This window comes from Streptomyces sp. NPDC019531, from assembly GCF_044903305.1.
Taxonomy (GTDB): Bacteria; Actinomycetota; Actinomycetes; order Streptomycetales; family Streptomycetaceae; genus Streptomyces.
On record NZ_JBJDQL010000062.1, the window covers coordinates 24092 to 38618 of the forward strand.

Annotated in this window: 14 protein-coding genes and 2 pseudogenes; 6 read left to right on the forward strand and 10 right to left on the reverse strand. The window is 72.5% G+C overall.

Annotation, left to right across the window (positions count from 1 at the left end):
• Both ACI2L1_RS40935 and ACI2L1_RS40940 read left to right on the forward strand, forming a co-directional pair.
• Window positions 1-501: a CBS domain-containing protein gene (locus ACI2L1_RS40935; RefSeq protein ID WP_404744548.1), complete on the forward strand. Its 501-nt coding sequence runs from the start codon at window positions 1-3 to the stop codon at window positions 499-501.
• Window positions 502-536: 35 nt separating this feature from the next.
• A complete protein-coding gene (locus tag ACI2L1_RS40940; protein ID WP_404744563.1) occupies window positions 537-1286 on the forward strand; it encodes a glucose 1-dehydrogenase in 750 nt (249 codons plus the stop codon).
• A gap of 312 nt (window positions 1287-1598) precedes the next feature.
• Here ACI2L1_RS40940 and ACI2L1_RS40945 read toward each other — a convergent pair whose 3' ends face one another.
• Entirely contained in the window at window positions 1599-3935 is a 2337-nt protein-coding gene (locus tag ACI2L1_RS40945; protein ID WP_404744549.1) for a heavy metal translocating P-type ATPase, read from the reverse strand.
• Between the two features lie 301 nt (window positions 3936-4236).
• Between ACI2L1_RS40945 and ACI2L1_RS40950 the strand changes: the two genes are divergently transcribed.
• The gene (locus ACI2L1_RS40950) at window positions 4237-4755 is read left to right on the forward strand and encodes a DUF2231 domain-containing protein (RefSeq protein ID WP_404744550.1); all 519 of its coding nucleotides are present in this window, start codon (window positions 4237-4239) and stop codon (window positions 4753-4755) included.
• An 84-nt stretch (window positions 4756-4839) separates the two neighbouring features.
• Here the strand turns inward: ACI2L1_RS40950 and ACI2L1_RS40955 are convergent, their stop codons facing one another.
• The 6 genes from ACI2L1_RS40955 to ACI2L1_RS40980 all read right to left on the reverse strand — a co-directional run bounded on the left by ACI2L1_RS40955 (window position 4840) and on the right by ACI2L1_RS40980 (window position 10653).
• On the reverse strand, window positions 4840-5058 hold the full coding sequence (locus ACI2L1_RS40955; RefSeq protein WP_404744551.1) for a ferredoxin: 219 nt from the start codon (window positions 5056-5058) through the stop codon (window positions 4840-4842).
• Window positions 5049-7076, reverse strand: a complete 2028-nt coding sequence (locus ACI2L1_RS40960; protein ID WP_404744552.1) for an NADH-ubiquinone oxidoreductase-F iron-sulfur binding region domain-containing protein — start codon at window positions 7074-7076, stop codon at window positions 5049-5051. The genes ACI2L1_RS40955 and ACI2L1_RS40960 overlap by 10 nt, the downstream gene beginning before the upstream one ends.
• Window positions 7073-8032, reverse strand: coding sequence for an FAD:protein FMN transferase (locus tag ACI2L1_RS40965; RefSeq protein ID WP_404744553.1), 960 nt, complete (start codon window positions 8030-8032; stop codon window positions 7073-7075). Before ACI2L1_RS40965 ends, ACI2L1_RS40960 begins: the two co-directional genes overlap by 4 nt.
• Entirely contained in the window at window positions 8029-8412 is a 384-nt protein-coding gene (locus ACI2L1_RS40970) for a hypothetical protein (RefSeq protein ID WP_404744554.1), read from the reverse strand. Before ACI2L1_RS40970 ends, ACI2L1_RS40965 begins: the two co-directional genes overlap by 4 nt.
• A 136-nt stretch (window positions 8413-8548) precedes the next feature.
• Window positions 8549-9952: a sensor histidine kinase gene (locus ACI2L1_RS40975; RefSeq protein WP_404744555.1), complete on the reverse strand. Its 1404-nt coding sequence runs from the start codon at window positions 9950-9952 to the stop codon at window positions 8549-8551.
• The gene (locus tag ACI2L1_RS40980) at window positions 9949-10653 is read right to left on the reverse strand and encodes a response regulator transcription factor (protein ID WP_404744556.1); all 705 of its coding nucleotides are present in this window, start codon (window positions 10651-10653) and stop codon (window positions 9949-9951) included. Before ACI2L1_RS40980 ends, ACI2L1_RS40975 begins: the two co-directional genes overlap by 4 nt.
• 269 nt (window positions 10654-10922) lie before the next feature.
• Here ACI2L1_RS40980 and ACI2L1_RS40985 point away from each other — a divergent pair, with 269 nt between their 5' ends.
• Both ACI2L1_RS40985 and ACI2L1_RS40990 read left to right on the forward strand, forming a co-directional pair.
• Complete coding sequence (locus ACI2L1_RS40985; RefSeq protein WP_404744557.1) at window positions 10923-11687, forward strand: hypothetical protein; 765 nt, start codon at window positions 10923-10925, stop codon at window positions 11685-11687.
• Window positions 11688-11875: 188 nt separating this feature from the next.
• Window positions 11876-12455: pseudogene (locus ACI2L1_RS40990) on the forward strand (transposase); the annotation flags it as partial.
• A gap of 53 nt (window positions 12456-12508) precedes the next feature.
• On the opposite strand, the gene ACI2L1_RS40995 reads toward ACI2L1_RS40990, so the two are convergent.
• The 3 genes from ACI2L1_RS40995 to ACI2L1_RS41005 all read right to left on the reverse strand — a co-directional run bounded on the left by ACI2L1_RS40995 (window position 12509) and on the right by ACI2L1_RS41005 (window position 13879).
• Complete coding sequence (locus tag ACI2L1_RS40995) at window positions 12509-12637, reverse strand: hypothetical protein (RefSeq protein ID WP_404744558.1); 129 nt, start codon at window positions 12635-12637, stop codon at window positions 12509-12511.
• Complete coding sequence (locus ACI2L1_RS41000; RefSeq protein ID WP_404744559.1) at window positions 12634-13134, reverse strand: Asp23/Gls24 family envelope stress response protein; 501 nt, start codon at window positions 13132-13134, stop codon at window positions 12634-12636. The genes ACI2L1_RS40995 and ACI2L1_RS41000 overlap by 4 nt, the downstream gene beginning before the upstream one ends.
• A 109-nt stretch (window positions 13135-13243) precedes the next feature.
• The gene (locus tag ACI2L1_RS41005; protein WP_404744560.1) at window positions 13244-13879 is read right to left on the reverse strand and encodes a GDSL-type esterase/lipase family protein; all 636 of its coding nucleotides are present in this window, start codon (window positions 13877-13879) and stop codon (window positions 13244-13246) included.
• Here ACI2L1_RS41005 and ACI2L1_RS41010 point away from each other — a divergent pair.
• Window positions 13844-14485, forward strand: a pseudogene (locus ACI2L1_RS41010) (DNA repair ATPase); the annotation flags it as partial. The gene ACI2L1_RS41005 and the pseudogene ACI2L1_RS41010 sit on opposite strands and share 36 nt — an antisense overlap.
• Window positions 14486-14527 lie beyond the last annotated feature (42 nt).

The window sequence follows — 14527 nt, forward strand, 5'->3', positions numbered from 1 at the left end:
ATGCTCGAAGGAGACGACCATGACCACTGCCAGGAGATCATGCACGCGGGTGCCACCTGCATCCAGGAGAACGAGACACTTCGGGACGCGGCGCGCAGGATGAGGGAGGTGGATGTCGGAGCCCTCCCGATCTGCGGGGAGGACGACCGGCTTAACGGGATCATCACGGATCGTGACATCGTGGTGAAGTGTCTCGCCAAGGGCAAGGACGCCTGGACCGAGAGCGCGGGCTGGCTGGAGCAGGACAAGCCGATCACGGTCGACGCCAAGGTCGATGCCGGTGAGATCCTCCGGATCATGGAGGTTCACAAGATCCGCCGAGTGCCGGTCATCGACAACCACCGCCTCGTCGGCCTGATCAGCGAGGCAGACCTGGCACGTCACCTGCCCGAGAACCAGGTGCGCCAATTCGTCGAGGTGGGGCTCCCTGACCGACCCGTCGGCCGTCGGTCCGCGGCCCTGGTGACCGAGGAGGAGTCGGCCGCGGCCGATCCGCTCTAACAGAGCTTCACCAACGCAAGGACCAGGAGGCCATGATGGGACGTCTCAACGAGCGGGTGGCGATCGTCACCGGTGGAGCCAGAGGGATCGGCGCCGCCGTGGCCCGACTGTTCGCGGCCGAGGGCGCGACCGTTGTGGTCGCCGACGTTCTCGACGCCGAGGGGGAGAAACTAGCGGCGGAACTCGGTGGCCTGTCCCGGTACGCGAACCTGGACGTCAGCACGGAGGACGGCTGGCGGACGGTGGCGGAGGAGGCGGAGCGGGACTTGGGCCCGGTCTCGGTGCTGGTCAACAATGCCGGGATCCTCGAGTGGGGCACCATCGAGGAACAGAGCCTCGAATCCTTCCGGCGGGTCATCGACGTCAACCTTCAGGGTGCCTGGCTGGGCATGCGTACGGTGGCACCGTCTCTCCGCCGGGCCGGCGGCGGCGCGATCGTGAACATCTCCTCGATCGCCGGCATCACCGGCTACGCCGGCATCGGGGCGTATGTGGCCGGCAAGTGGGGCCTGCGCGGGCTGACCAAGGCCGCGGCACTGGAACTGGCGCCGGACGGGATCCGTGTCTGCTCGGTCCACCCCGGTGCGGTACGCACCGCGATGACGGCCGACTTCGACGACTCCTTCACCGCCGGACAGCCCCTGCCGCGGTTCGGCGAGCCGGAAGAGGTCGCCCGTATGGTGCTGTTCATCGCCGCCGACGCCACCTTCTCGACCGGCGTGGAGTTCGTCCTGGACGGCGGTGTCACCGCCGGCCCGCCGACCGTCCTGACCGCCGCCCGCTGACCCGACCATGGAGGCGGCCCGGGCGGTCTGCCCAGCCCAAGGCAGCAGCCTGCCACAGGTCCGCGCCGCGCCCAGCTCTTCTCCGGTGGCATTGAACCCGCCCCGGCCCTTTTCGCGAGTACGTCACCTCCGTGGCGGTCGCCGAGCTCGGTGGGGCGCCATGGCCTCCGGCGCGATGACGATCGGCGTCTGGTGCTCCTGGTGATCGTCGGCCCGGACCAGGGTGAGCCGTCCGGTGACCGTGCGGTCGCGCAGCACGCCTGCTCGTCATCCCCCCCGCTGATCGGCTGGATCGTAGACCGGAAGCGGTGCCTATGGTGCGAGGGAGAAGTAGTTCTCTTCTTCCTGGGTGAAGTGCAGGCGCAGGACGGTGTTGAGGCCGTAGAGGCAGGAGCGGAGGTCGTCGAGTTGTTCGGGGGCCAGGCCGCCGTCGGTGTGGGCGAGTTGGATGTGGGTGGCGATGCGGCGGGAGAGGCGTTCGATCTCGGTGTGGGCGCGGCTCATCGTGGCGGTGGCCTCGGGGCCGCCGAGGGTGGGGGCCAGTGCTGGGTAGAGCTGGTGCTCTTCGGCGTACTCGTGGGGCAGCAGGCGTTCGGTGAGCAGGCGGTGGGTCTCCTCCACGGCGGCGAGTGCTGTGGGGCCGGGGGTGTCGGAGAGGCGGTCGGCTGCGTCGCGTACGGCGTCGAGGACGTCCTGGAGGTCGTCGTGTTCGGCGGCGAAGCGGTGGATGAGGGCCTCGGCGGCGGGGGTGAGGGGCGGGCGCGCAGCCTGGCCGACGCGTAGGGCGCGCAGGGCGTTGAGGATGACGGCGACGTCGATGCCTTCCTGGAGCAGCGCGCCGGCGGCGGGCGGGAGCAGGCCGACGGCGGCCGCGGCCATGGCGGCCAGGGACATGAGCATGCCGCCGAGGGCGCTTTGGACGGCGATGCGGCGGGCGCGTTGGGCGATGGTCACGGCGTCCGCGAGGCGGTCGACGCGGTCGGTGGTCAGGACGATGTCGGCGGCTTCGGAGGAGGCGGTGGAGCCGCGGGCGCCCATGGCGATGCCGATGTCGGCGGCGGCGAGGGCGGGGGCGTCGTTGACGCCGTCGCCGACCATGGCGGTGACCGCGCGCTCGCGTTCGGCGCGCACGGCGGTGACCTTGTCGGCCGGGCCGAGTTCGGCGCGTACGTCGTCGAGGCCGAGGACGGCGGCGACTTCGTGAGCGGGTGAGGCGCGGTCCCCCGTGAGCATGAGAAGCCGCTGGATGCCTGCCGCCCTCAGGTGGCGCAGGGTGCGGGGGGCGTCGTGGCGCAGGGGGTCGCGCAGGAGTACGGCGCCGGCCAGGTGTCCGTCGAGGGTGAGCCAGGCGACGGCCGCGCCGTCGAGGAGGGCGCGGTTGTCGACGGCCTTGGCCCAGGTGGGCCGTGCGTCGGCGGAGTCGAGGCGGCCGACGGAGACGTGGCGCCTGTCCACGGTGCCCGTGGCGCCTCGGCCGGGCTCCTCGGTGACGTCCGTTGGGACCGACAGCTCCAGCTTGCGTTCCCGGGCGGTGTCGACGATGGCCTGAGCTAGTACGTGCGGCGAGTACTGGTCGAGTGAGGCAGCCAGGCGAAGGACCTCCATCGGTTTGACGTCGGGGGCGGCGGTGACGTCGAGGACGCGGGGGCGGCCGCGGGTGAGGGTGCCGGTCTTGTCGAGCAGGAGGGTGCGGGCGCGGCCGAGGTTCTCCAGCGCGCCGCCGTCGCGGATGACCACGCCGAGGCGGGAGGCGCGGGAGAGGCCGGAGACGATGGCGACCGGGGCGGCCAGCAGCAGGGGGCAGGGAGTGGCGACCACCAGGACGGCGACCGCGCGTACCGCGGAGCCGCTGATCAGCCAGGCCAGTCCCGCTACCACGAGGGACAGGGGAAGGAACCAGGCCGCGTACCGGTCGGCCAGCCGCACGACCGGCGCGGACTCGGCTCCGGCCTCCTTGGCCAGCCGTACGATCCCCGCGTAGGTGCTGTCCTGCTCGGTGGCGGTGGCCCGTAGTTCGAAGGCGCCGCCGGCGTTGACCACGCCGCTGCGCACTCCTTCACCCTGGGGCCGCTCGACCTGAAGGGGCTCACCGGTGAGCACCGACTCGTCGAGGACGGCGGCGGCGCTTTCCACGCGGCCGTCGACGGGGACGACTTCGCCGGGGCCGACGACGAGCAGGTCGCCGACGGCCACCTCTCCCAGCGGCACGGTCGCGACCCCGGCGTCCGTGCGGCGGCGTGCCGAGCGTGGCGCGTGTTCCAGCAGGGCCCGCAGGTCGTGGGAGGCGCGCCGCTGGGCCGCGGCCTCCAGAGTGCGGCCGGTGGCGAGCATGAGCGCGATCAGGGCACCGGCCAGGTACTCGCCCACGGCCAGGGTGCCGCCGAGTGCGAGCACGGCGATCAGGTCCACGCCCGCCTGCCCGCGCCGCAGTGCGGCCAGCACCCACCCCACCGCAGGGACGACGGCGGACACGGTGCCCAAACCCCAGAACAGGTCCGCGAGGCCGTGCGCATCGGCGAGCCAGGCGAGGCCGCCGCCGGTCAGGGCTGCCGCTGTTACGGCCAGGAGGACGGGTTCGAGCTGGGGGGACACGACGACGGCGGCGGTCAGGCGGCGCAGCCGTGCTGCCAGGGGGGTGGTGTGGTTCATGGCGCACCTCGGTCCGTCCGGTGCCACGACCGTCGGCTCGGTCCGCTTCCATCACATCGCGGCAGCCGGTCGGCCGCCAGGGGACGTCCGGCCCTGCTCCCGGGCCGTGCGGACAGTGGACACCTGTGCCATCACGGGGGGGGAGTCCCCGATGGGGAAGGCCAGGGCGGGGCAGGTGGCAACAGCTCGGCCGGCGTGGGAGCTCACGTGGACGCTCAGAAGAAGCTGAGAGCTTGCTGTGTCAGTCTGGCGCGCTTGATCGACACACCGTGTGTGACCAACCTGCTGGAGGAACTCTCCCATGAGCCTGATCAACGGCCTGCCCGCGCACGTCTTGCTCGTGCATTTCGTCGTCGTGCTCGTTCCGCTGACCGCGCTGGCACTCACGGTCTGCGCGATCTGGCCGAGCGCGGCACATCGCGTGGGCATCGTGCTGCCGCTGCTCGCCCTGGTCACGCTCGCGAGTGTTCCGCTGGCCACGCAGGCCGGGGAGTGGCTGGAGGAACACGTCGACAGCGACTCGTTGGTGCGCCGGCACGCCGCCCTCGGCGACGGCCTGCTTCCCTGGGTGGGGGGCCTGTTCGTGCTGGCGGTCTTCGTCTGGTGGGCGGCCCGCCGCCCCGCCGCGTCCGGGGCCGGCACCTCGCGCGGCATACGCCGGTCCGCGGCGCCGGTGCGCATCGCGGCCGCGGTTCTGTCGCTCGTCGTGGCGGCGGGAGCCGCCGTGGACGTTTACCGCATCGGCGACTCGGGGGCGAAGGCCGCGTGGCACGACGGCTTTTCCAAGACGGCGTCGGGCGGCGACGGGGATGACAACTGACCTGCGGGCTCGCCCCGACGGTCGGGGCGAGCGGGCGCAGGTGCGGTCGCTCACCCGGCACTTTTCGCGGGACACGTGTGCGCGTCACGCGGGGCCGTCGTCGGCGTGGAGGGCAAGGCGGGGGCAGGCGAGGACCGCCCGGCGGGTGTGGGTGCGCAGATGGTCGGGGACGGCTCGGTCCTTGATGACGGGGTAGCCCCATTCGTCGAGGTCGATCAGTTCGGGAAGCAGTTCGGCGCACAGGCCGTGGCCCGTGCAGGCGATGCGTTCGATGCGCAGGGTCCGGGCGGGGGTCATCGCCATGTCTCCGGGGGTGTGGCGGGCGGTACGGGGATTCGGGGCGGCCGACGGGCCGCGTCGCAGGCCCCGTGGGTGAGGTGCCGCTCCACGTCGTCGGCGAAGGCGCGCAGGGCGGAGGCGGCGAGGCGGGCGGCACCGTCGGGGTGGCGGCAGGCTCCCCGGTCCGGCAGCAGACCGATCCGCCGGTGCAGCGGGGACAGCAGGTCCGCGTCGGCCTGTCCGGCGGCCAGCGCGGTGAAGTCCTCGGCCACGGCGGGCAACCCGAAGTGGCAGGGGCCGCACTGGCGGGCGCTGTGGACGGCGAGGTAGGCGAGGATCCGGGCCGTCTCGGTCAGCCCGCAGGCCGAGTGGGGGAGTGCGACGAGGACGCCCGCGCCGGGTGTGGCGCCCAGCGGAGCGAGGTCGCGCCGGGTGAAAGTCGTGTGCACCTGCTTTATGGGGAGCCAGGTGCCGGCGAAACCGCCGAGCAGGACTGCCTGCAGGGCTTCGGTGGGGCCTGCGGCGCGGTCGAGGAGCATGGCGAGGGGCGTGCCGAGCGCGACCTCCATGACACCCGGGGTGGTGACGCTGCCGGAGGCGGTGACGAGCGTGGTGCCGGGCTCGTCCGGGGTCCCCGCCTGCCGGAACCAGTCGGGTCCGTGGCGGGCGATGAGGGCGAGGTGGGCGAGGGTCTCGGCGTTGTGGACCAGCGTGCGGCGGCGGCCGATGCCGCGTTCGTGGGTGCGTGGCGGGCTGCCCTGAGGGCGGGCGGGGCCGCCGTTGAGCCAGCGCACCAGGGAGGTCGACTCGCTGGAGACGTAGGCGTGCGGAAGGGCGTGCAGGCGCAGCCGAACCCGGTCGAGGCGGGCGCGTCGGCGCTCCTCCACGGCGGCGGTGAGCTGGGAATACTGGGTGGAGCGGGTGCGGGGCAGGCACACGTGGACGGTTTCGGCGCCGACGGCGGTCGCGGCCAGAACGGCACCGTCCAGGACGAGGTGGGGTGCCACGGCGAGCAGGAACTGGTCCTTGCGGCTGGCGGGTTCGCTCTCCATGGCGTTGACGACGACCACGGCGCGGCCACGGCGTTCCGCGACGGCACGCAGTTTCCGGGCGGTGGGGAACCCGGCGCCCCCGCGTCCGGTGAGCCCCGCAGCCTCGACGGCCTCCACCAGCGGCATGGACTCACGGCTGCCGAGGGCCATGGCGACCGGGGCTGGCCCGTAGCGCCGGAGGTGATCGGTGAGGGTGGCCGGCCGGCCGGTGGCGTACCAGCCCGCCAGCAGCCGGGCGGCGGTGGGGGAGTCCGGCTGGGGCGTGAGGTGGTGGGGCGCGAAGGGGGCCGCGGCCGAGGAGTTCACCGTCCGCCTCCGAGCAGGACCGTCGTCGCGGCGGCACGCTGGGTCCAGCCCGGCTGCAGCGGCCCGGTAGCCAGGAAAGCGGTCAGCACGAGGGGTACGGCGGTGGCGGCCACGGCGGCCGCCAGGCGCCCGGCGACCCGGCCCTGGGCCGGACTTCGCCAGCCGCCACCACACGGCACCGACCACCGAGGCCAGGCAGGCGGCGTAGAGCCACAGTTGGAGGGGGAGCCGGGTGTCGGTGCCGGTGCCCACGCCGTGGAAGAGGGCGAGCGGCCAGGCCGCGTATGCCAGCCAGTGCACGGCCTTCCAGCGCCGCACCCCCAGCCGCAGCCGCAGGGCGCTGGTGACCAGCACCGCGAGCAGAAGGTCGAGCGCGGCCGTGCCCAGCCCGAGCCAGAGCGGACGGTACGACCCCCCGAACGGCACCACGGACACCGCCCAGCTCAGGTGGACGAACGGATCGAGGACCGCGGTCACCACGTGCACGGCCAGGAACACCAGGGTGAGCAGGGACAGGTTGCGGTGCAGCAGCCCGATCTCGAACCGGCCGATCCGGCCGGGCGCGGCCCGCCCGCCAGAGGCGACTCCGAGCACCACGGTGGCTGTGAGAAGGATCAGGGCGAGCGTGCCGCCGGCGCGGCTGGCGTACCACAGGGGGCTGCCGGTCAGGGCCAGGGCGGTCATCGCGCGCCCCCGGAGGCGGGAACGTGGGCGTCGGGCGGCCAGCCGCCGAGGCGTACGACAGTGCCGTCGAGGCCGGTCAGCCGGGCGGGCAGGGCGGTACGACGCAGCCAGTCCACGGCCCGGTCGCCCAGCACGATCGCCGCCGTACTGGCGGCGTTGGCGTCCACACAGGTGGCGGCCGCAACTGTAACGGTGCGCCACACCGAAGTGGCCGGTTCGCCGGTGGCCGGGTCGACGATGTGGTGCAGGGTGCGTCCGGCGCGTCGCCAGGTGCGCACGCGGATGCCGGACGTCGCCAGTGCGCCACCGGCCACGGTGACGGCCGGGCCCGGCTCCGTGACGGCCTGCGTGTGGTCGTCGGCGAGGGCGATCCGCCAGCCGCCCTCGGGCTCCGGCCCGGCCGTGGCCAGGTCGCCGCCGAGGCTGACCAGGACCCCGCTTCCGGTGACGGCGGCGGCGAGCCGGGCGGCGCGGTCGGCGGTGAGGGCTTTGGCGGTGGCGCCCAGGTCGAGGTGGGCGTGCGGGGGCAGGTGCAGTCGGCGGGTGCCTGGGTCGAAGAGGATGCGTCGCCAGCCGGGCGCGGGGCGGGCCACGGGCAGGGGGCGGGCGTCGTCGGGACGCAGGGAGGCGAAGGTGCGGTCGTAGCCGAGCGCGATCACCGCGCGGCCCACCGTCGGATCCACGGCACCGCCGGTGAGCCGGGCGGCACGCAGGGCGGCCTGCAGAGCCTCGGCGAAGCGCTCACTCACCGTCCTCGGCGAGCCGGCGCTCAGGTTCACACGGGAGAGTTCGGAGTCCGGCCGGAACCGGCTGCACGTGAGGTCGACGGCGGTCAGTTCGGCGCGCAGGACCTCTTCCGCCGTAGGCAGGTCGCGCGAGTCGGTGACGAGCAGGACGGCCGTGGTGCCCAGGGCCGGAAAGACGACCTGCGCCGGTGACGGGGTGCGCGTGGTCATGACGCCCCCGTCGTGGTGTGCGGCTGCTGCCGGGTGGCGGCGGGCGGCTGGGCCGGGGGCTGCGGTGTCGGCTCCGTGACCGGTGCCGCGGCCTCGCCGTCGTCCTCGTGGTCGCCCGCCTCACCGTGTTCCCGGTCGTCCCCTGTGGTCGCGGCGGTGGACGCAGCGGGGTAATGCACGGGTGGGCTCGGCGGCGCGGGAGCGGCCGAGGTGCCCGGCAGCAGGTGGGTGTAGAGACTGCCCAGGGCTGCCGCGCCGGCCACGGCGGTGACGGCGATCCACCGGGTCAGACGGCGGCTGCGCCGCAGTCCGCGATCGCGGGCGTGCGGGGAACCGGCCGGGGAGGGCGTCTGGTGGAAGTCGTCGGACGGGGGTGCCATGGCAGCGCTCCTGGAGAATCGGCGGCCCGAATCGGCTGCGTGCACCTCCAGGCTGTGCTGACGGCGCTGAGGAACTCACTCACGTGTTCTTCAGAACCGGTAAAGATCTCGGTCCCACCGTGCGGGCCCGTCGCCTTCAGGGCCCGGCGGTCCGATTCCGGCCGCTCTTCAACGACGCGGCACCGCGCTCGTGCCCGCGTTCCGGCCATAGCGGCAGGTCCAGTACGACGGTCAGGCCGCCGCCCGGGGTGTCCTCCAGCTGTGCGGTACCGCCGTTGGCGGTGACCAGCCGGTGGACGACGGCCAGCCCCAGACCGGTGCCCCTGGCCGCAGGGTTCCCGAACCGGCGGAAGGCGACCGCCTTCGCCTCGGCGGTCATGCCGGGGCCGTCGTCCCGCACAAGCACCCGGGCCGAGTGGCCCGCCGCGCGGTGATCGAGAGTGACGCTCCCTCCGGCGGCCACGGCCTCCACCGCGTTGGCGATCAGATTGTCGAGGATCTGCTCCAGGTGACCCGCGCCCAGCGCGACGGCCAGCGCCGGCCCGTCGGAAGCTGTCAGCCGGACTTCCCGCTCCTCGGCCACCGGCGACCAGGCGGCCACCCGCTCGGCCACCACCTTGTCGACCCGCACGACGGTCGGGCGGGGTGTCGCTTCCTCGGCGCGGGCGACCGCCAGCAGCCCGTCGACCAGCCGGGACAGCCGGGCGATCTCCTCCTGCGCGGCGGCCAGTTCGGCGGCGGTGTCGCCTTCGGCACCGGTGGCGAGGACGTCCAGCCGCAGCCGCAGCGCGGCCAGCGGGGTGCGCAGTTGGTGGGACACGTCGGCGATCACGGCTCGGTGGCCGTGGACCAGGGCCTCCGTGCGGGCCGCCATGGTGTTGAAGGTGGCGGCCAGCCGGCGTACCTCCGGCGGACCGGCCCCGACGTCGGCTCGCTCGTCGAGGGCACCTTCGCCCAACCGCCGGGCGGATGCGTCCAACGTCGACAAGGGGCGGCTGACCCAGCGGGCGAGACGGACGGACAGCAGCACGGACGCGGCGAGCCCCGCCGCGCCGATCGCGGCGGACCAGCCCCAGATCGCGGCGATGCGGGTGTCCAACGGGGCCGCGGAACGAGCCAGGACGACCGCTCCGGCGGGCCTGCGCACCTCACCGGCCGGTTCCGCGGCCAGCAGCCGGCCCTCGTTCTCCGGCGGCTCCGGCTCGTTCCCGGACAGCACCCTCCCCACCAGCTCCGCAGCCTCCTCGCCCTGCGCCGCCGTGCAGGGCGTACTGGCCACCAGGCGCGCGGAGGCGTCGTACACCGCGGCGCAGTCCCCCGCCCGGGCCGCAGCGTCCAGCTCCTGGCGCATGGCGGTCGCCGGCTTGCCGTCGGAGAGGTGTTCCTCGGCCGCTGCAGCGATCACCCGGGTGGCCGCCCGCTGGTTGTCGCGGTAGGCGACACGCTCGCGCGCCGTCATCAACACCGCCAGCGGTACGACCGCCAGCACCAGCAGCACGGAGGTCAGGACCCCGAGGGTCCAGACGATTCGGCGGGTCACGACCGCTCCTCCGGCTCCTGGACCGCCCCGAGACGGAAGCCGTGCCCGTAGACCGTCTCGACCAGCCCTGGCACGCCGAGCTTGCGGCGCAGCGCCGCGACATGCACGTCCAGCACCTTCGTCGGCCCGTACCAGTGGGCGTCCCACGCCCGCTCCAGGATCTGCTGCCTGCTCACCACGCGGCCCGGGTCGGCGGCCAGGCACTCCAGGATGCCGAACTCCTTCGGCGTCAGCACCACTGCGCGACCGTCGACCGAGACCTGCCGGGTACGCAGGTCGAGCCTCAGGGGCCCGTGCCGAACGATCTCCGTCCCGGCCGGGCGCCGACGGCGCAGCACCGCCCGGATCCGCGCCAGCAGTTCCGCCAGCCCGAACGGCTTGACCAGGTAGTCGTCGGCGCCCTCGTCCAGGGCGACCACCCGGTCCGCCTCCTCGCCCCGCGCGGTCACCGCGATGATCGCGGCGTCCGAGCGGGCGCGCAGCATCCGGCACACCTCGACCCCGTCTATGTCCGGCAGCCCCAGATCCAGCAGCACCACGTCCGGGGACGCGGCCGCCAGGGCCGCCCGCCCGGTCCGCACGCCCTCGACCGCGTATCCCGCCTGCCGCAGACCGCGCACCAAGGACTCCGCGATGCCACGGTCGTCCTCCACGACCAGCACCTGCGTTACCTCCTTCGCGCCCACGGCCTGGGCGTTCATGCCTGCCACCTGCCTCCCCGACGACGCGGTGACCACGCCGACTCCTTCCAGCCTGCATCGTCGCCCGCTTCTGACGGCAGGGCCATTCGTCCCTCGTCGACGCGGACGGGCACGAACGCCGCCGACAGGTGCTTGTGGGCCGGTCGGACGCGGGTGTGGGCCGTTTGGCCCCGGGCTCCGGTCAGCTGCCCGGGGAAGGCTTGTAGGCAGACAGCCGACACTCGCGGTTCGGCGAGTATTGGCAGAGACCGGCCGTGGAGGTGAGGGCCATGATCCGTAGGCGTTCGCAGGTCGCCTCTGTGGCGGCCCTGGCCCTGGCAGTCACCGTGGCACTCGGTGCGTGCGGCGGGGACAGCACCACCTCCATCGGTGGAGCCGTCAGCCGTATCCCGGCCGTCTCGGCCAGCCCCACCTCCCCGGGCAGCGGCACACCGTCCACTCCAGTCGGCCCGACCAGCGGGTGGGGACCGGACATGTGGAGCGTCCACTCGGGCTCCAACATGATGGGCGGCGACGGGAGCTCGTGGGGCCCCGGAATGATGGGCAATTGGTGGCTGGCGGGCACCGGTACCCGGGTGCACACCCTTGGCCAGGCCCGGCAGTGGGCGACGGCGTTCGCCGACCGGCTCGGGCTGCGGGTCGGCGAGGTCATGCAGTTCTCCCGGAACTTCTACGCCGAGCTGCAGGACACCGACGGCCATCCGGCCACCGAGGTCCTGGTCAACCCGGCCGACGGCGCCGTACAGATCGAGTACGGGCCGGCGATGATGTGGAACACCGACTACGGCATGCACTACGGCAGCGACCGAACGGCGCGGATCTCGGCCGCGCAGGCCCAGGGCATCGCCCGGCAGTGGCTCCGCGACCACGGCGGCACGCTGAGTGCGGGCGAGGCGGAGTCATACCCCGGCTACTACACCCTGCACACCATGCAGTCCGGGAAGATCACCGGAATGCTGTCGGTCAACTCCTCCACCGGCCAGGTCTGGTACCACACCTGGCACGGCACCTACATCGCCACCAGCCAGCAGTAATCCACAGCCGTAGTCGTCAGCGCGGGCCAGCCGGTGACCATGCGGTCGCGCAGCACGGCCTCGGCCGGCCCGTCGCTGTCCAGTGCCGCCAAGCGCGAGCACGGCGATCAGGTCAACGCCCGCCTGCCCGCGCCGCAGTACGGCCAACACCCCCCCACCGCCGGTACGACGACGGACACGGTGCCCAGACTCCACATCAGCTCGGTCCGCTGTTCGGGATCTCGAAGTCTGCGGCCGATCGCATCATCGACCACCTCGGGCCCTCTCCTCGCGCTTCAGCCTCGTAGACGGTTCCGCAGGGACACCGTCCTGATCGTGGACGGCACTCTGGTCCCCACCCGCGACCACACGATCGCCGAGCAGTCGAAAAACTACCGCTACTCCACCAACCATCAAGTCGTCATCGACGCCGATACCCGACGCGTCGTCGTCATCGGCCAGGCTCTGCCCGGCAACCGCAACGACTGCAAGGCAGGGGAGCTGTCCGGCGCCAAGACCGCCGTGGGTCGCACCATGGTCATCGCGGACGGCGGACACCGGGGCACCGGCCTGGTCATCCCACACCGCTGCGAGCGCGGCCAAGCCGAACTCCCGGCCTGGAAAGAGGAACACAATGCCTCCCACCGCAAGGTCCGCGCCCGCATCGAGCACGTCTTCGCCCGCATGAAGACATGGAAGATCCTGCGCGACTGCCGGCTGAAAGGCGATGGCGTCCGACACGCCATGCTCGGCATCGCCACCCTGCACAACCTCACCCTTGCCAGGTGACACGGAGCCGAGCAGGCCGCCCGCAGCAGCAAAGATCATTTACGGGACATCGCTTAGAAGGGCGGGTAGTCGTAATGGGCGAAGAGGCGGTCGTCGTACTCGTTCTGCTGGGGGCCCGGTTTCTGGCCATTCGATGCGGGCCAGTGGTCGGGGCCCTCCGGCGTCAGGGGTGCGACGATCACGCCACGCGCCCGCCGCCTGGCTCGGACTCTTCTTCTTCGTCGGGCAGATGGACATCGTGGACCGCGATGTTCACCTCCACGGCTTCCAGGCCGGTCATGCTCTCCACCGCCTGGATGACGTTGGTGCGCACGTCCCCGGCGGTCTCGACGATGGAGGCGCCATACTCGACGACGATGTCCAGGTCCACAGCCGCCTGACGTTCGCCGACCTCTACGCTGACCCCTCGGGTGATGTCGCCGCTTCCGCCAGGTACGCGTTCTTTGACTGCCCCGAATGCCCTGGCCATTCCTCCGCCGAGGTTGTGGACCTCGGCGATCTCGCGGGCCGCCATGCCCGCGATCTTGGCTACGACCTTGTCTGCGACCGTGGTGTCTCCGCGCATCCCCGGAGGGGTGTCCGTACCCCTGCGGCCTTTCAGGGTTGTCCCCTTCTCGCCCGTCTCGTTGCGGGCGCTCGTCCTTGCGTTGGTGCTGGTGCGGTCCGTGGTCTCCGCCATGGCGGTCACCTCGAGCTCTCGGAGCGGGTTTGCGAGCGTTGTCGTCCCCTTCAACGCTAGACCAGTCAGACTTAACGGTAAAAAGGTGACTAGATGGCCAGATCGGTAGTCAGTTCTCGTCGGCGGGGAGGGCTCGCTGGTCGGCGAGAGCGATGGCCAGGGCTCCGGCGGCCGTCGGGTGCAGCGGGGCGCGGTCCGCCAGCCCTTGGACGTACGGCTGGGCGCTGCACAGCCGGTGCCCTTCGAAGTCCTGCTTCACGGCCGTGAAGCAGGCGGTCTCGGCTCCTTGCCGAAGAACGGCGTTGAGGGCGGCCAGTCGTGAGCGCAGTACCTCTGCCTTCTGCCGGGTGAGACCTTCGTCTCGGAGGCAGCTGACGTCCGGGCCGAAGGGATCGTAGTACTTGTTGACTACCACTGCTGGGTGCTGGGGGAGGGTGACCAGGATGCGCAGGAGCCTGCGGTAGTCGAGCGCGAAGCGGGCGAAGAACGCCGTTGAGGCGCGGTCGTCGCACGACGGAGAGATCGCGCCGAGCTGGACCAGGTCCGACCAGCGGGCGTCGTTGGCCCCGGCACTGACCAGGACGACCGACGCCTCGGTGGCTCGCTGCGCCTGGGCGATCTGCGGCGGGGCGACCTGTTCGCCGAGGATCTGCACGCCGAGGACGCCGTCGCGGACCGTGGCGCCCGAACAGGCGAAGTTGAGTACGTTCCAGTCGTTGGCCCTGGCGAGGGCCTGCTCGTGCACCTTGCCGAGTCAGACCCCACGGCTCGCGTCGAGAGGCTCGTACACCCATACGTGTCCGCGGAACTGGACCAGATCCTCGCTGTTCTGCGACACCTGCTCACCGCCCGCGCGACGGTCCTCGCCGTCAACTCCGCCTACATCGCTTCCGCCGGACGGGACGAAACGACCCGTGCTGAACCGCCCAACCGGCTCCAGGGGTCCTACCGCGACCTCAACAAGATCGCCGCCCGCTTCGGCCCCGCCATGAACGCCGCCGAACTCGCCGCCGCCCTCGACGACCACTACCGGGCCGAGGCCCAGACCCTCACCACCGGCGCCGAGGCCAATCTCCTCAAGCTGGCCGAACTGCGCGGCACCCTCATCTCCGAGCAGGCGGAACGCTGGAGCGAGGTGAAGACGGCGTATGTACGCACCCAGCCCCTCGGCGGGCCCGACGGCGATCCACTCGCCCGCGCGGTGGCGGCCCTCGGTCTGCTCGCCGACCGGGTCGCGTCCGTCGAGACGGCGATCCGCCACGCGACGGATCCCCGGCACCCCATGACCACCCCACGGCCCGGCATGCGGCACGCCCCGACTCGGAGGAAGGGAAGTTCTCCACAAGGGTAAAATTGTTGTAACGGTGCGGACGGGGTCGTTTCGGGGCGCGTC

Excerpts from the sequence above, each read along its gene's own strand:
- ACI2L1_RS40960 (WP_404744552.1), bottom strand. The coding sequence starts at position 7,076 with ATGACCGCCCTGGCCCTGACCGGCAGCCCCCTGTGGTACGCCAGCCGC.
- ACI2L1_RS40965 (WP_404744553.1), bottom strand. The coding sequence starts at position 8,032 with ATGACCACGCGCACCCCGTCACCGGCGCAGGTCGTCTTTCCGGCCCTG.
- ACI2L1_RS41000 (WP_404744559.1), bottom strand. The coding sequence starts at position 13,134 with ATGGCGGAGACCACGGACCGCACCAGCACCAACGCAAGGACGAGCGCC.
- ACI2L1_RS40970 (WP_404744554.1), bottom strand. The coding sequence starts at position 8,412 with ATGGCACCCCCGTCCGACGACTTCCACCAGACGCCCTCCCCGGCCGGT.
- ACI2L1_RS40945 (WP_404744549.1), bottom strand. The coding sequence starts at position 3,935 with ATGAACCACACCACCCCCCTGGCAGCACGGCTGCGCCGCCTGACCGCC.
- ACI2L1_RS40980 (WP_404744556.1), bottom strand. The coding sequence starts at position 10,653 with ATGAACGCCCAGGCCGTGGGCGCGAAGGAGGTAACGCAGGTGCTGGTC.
- ACI2L1_RS40950 (WP_404744550.1), top strand. The coding sequence starts at position 4,237 with ATGAGCCTGATCAACGGCCTGCCCGCGCACGTCTTGCTCGTGCATTTC.
- ACI2L1_RS40955 (WP_404744551.1), bottom strand. The coding sequence starts at position 5,058 with ATGGCGATGACCCCCGCCCGGACCCTGCGCATCGAACGCATCGCCTGC.
- ACI2L1_RS40940 (WP_404744563.1), top strand. The coding sequence starts at position 537 with ATGGGACGTCTCAACGAGCGGGTGGCGATCGTCACCGGTGGAGCCAGA.
- ACI2L1_RS40935 (WP_404744548.1), top strand. The coding sequence starts at position 1 with ATGCTCGAAGGAGACGACCATGACCACTGCCAGGAGATCATGCACGCG.
- ACI2L1_RS40985 (WP_404744557.1), top strand. The coding sequence starts at position 10,923 with ATGATCCGTAGGCGTTCGCAGGTCGCCTCTGTGGCGGCCCTGGCCCTG.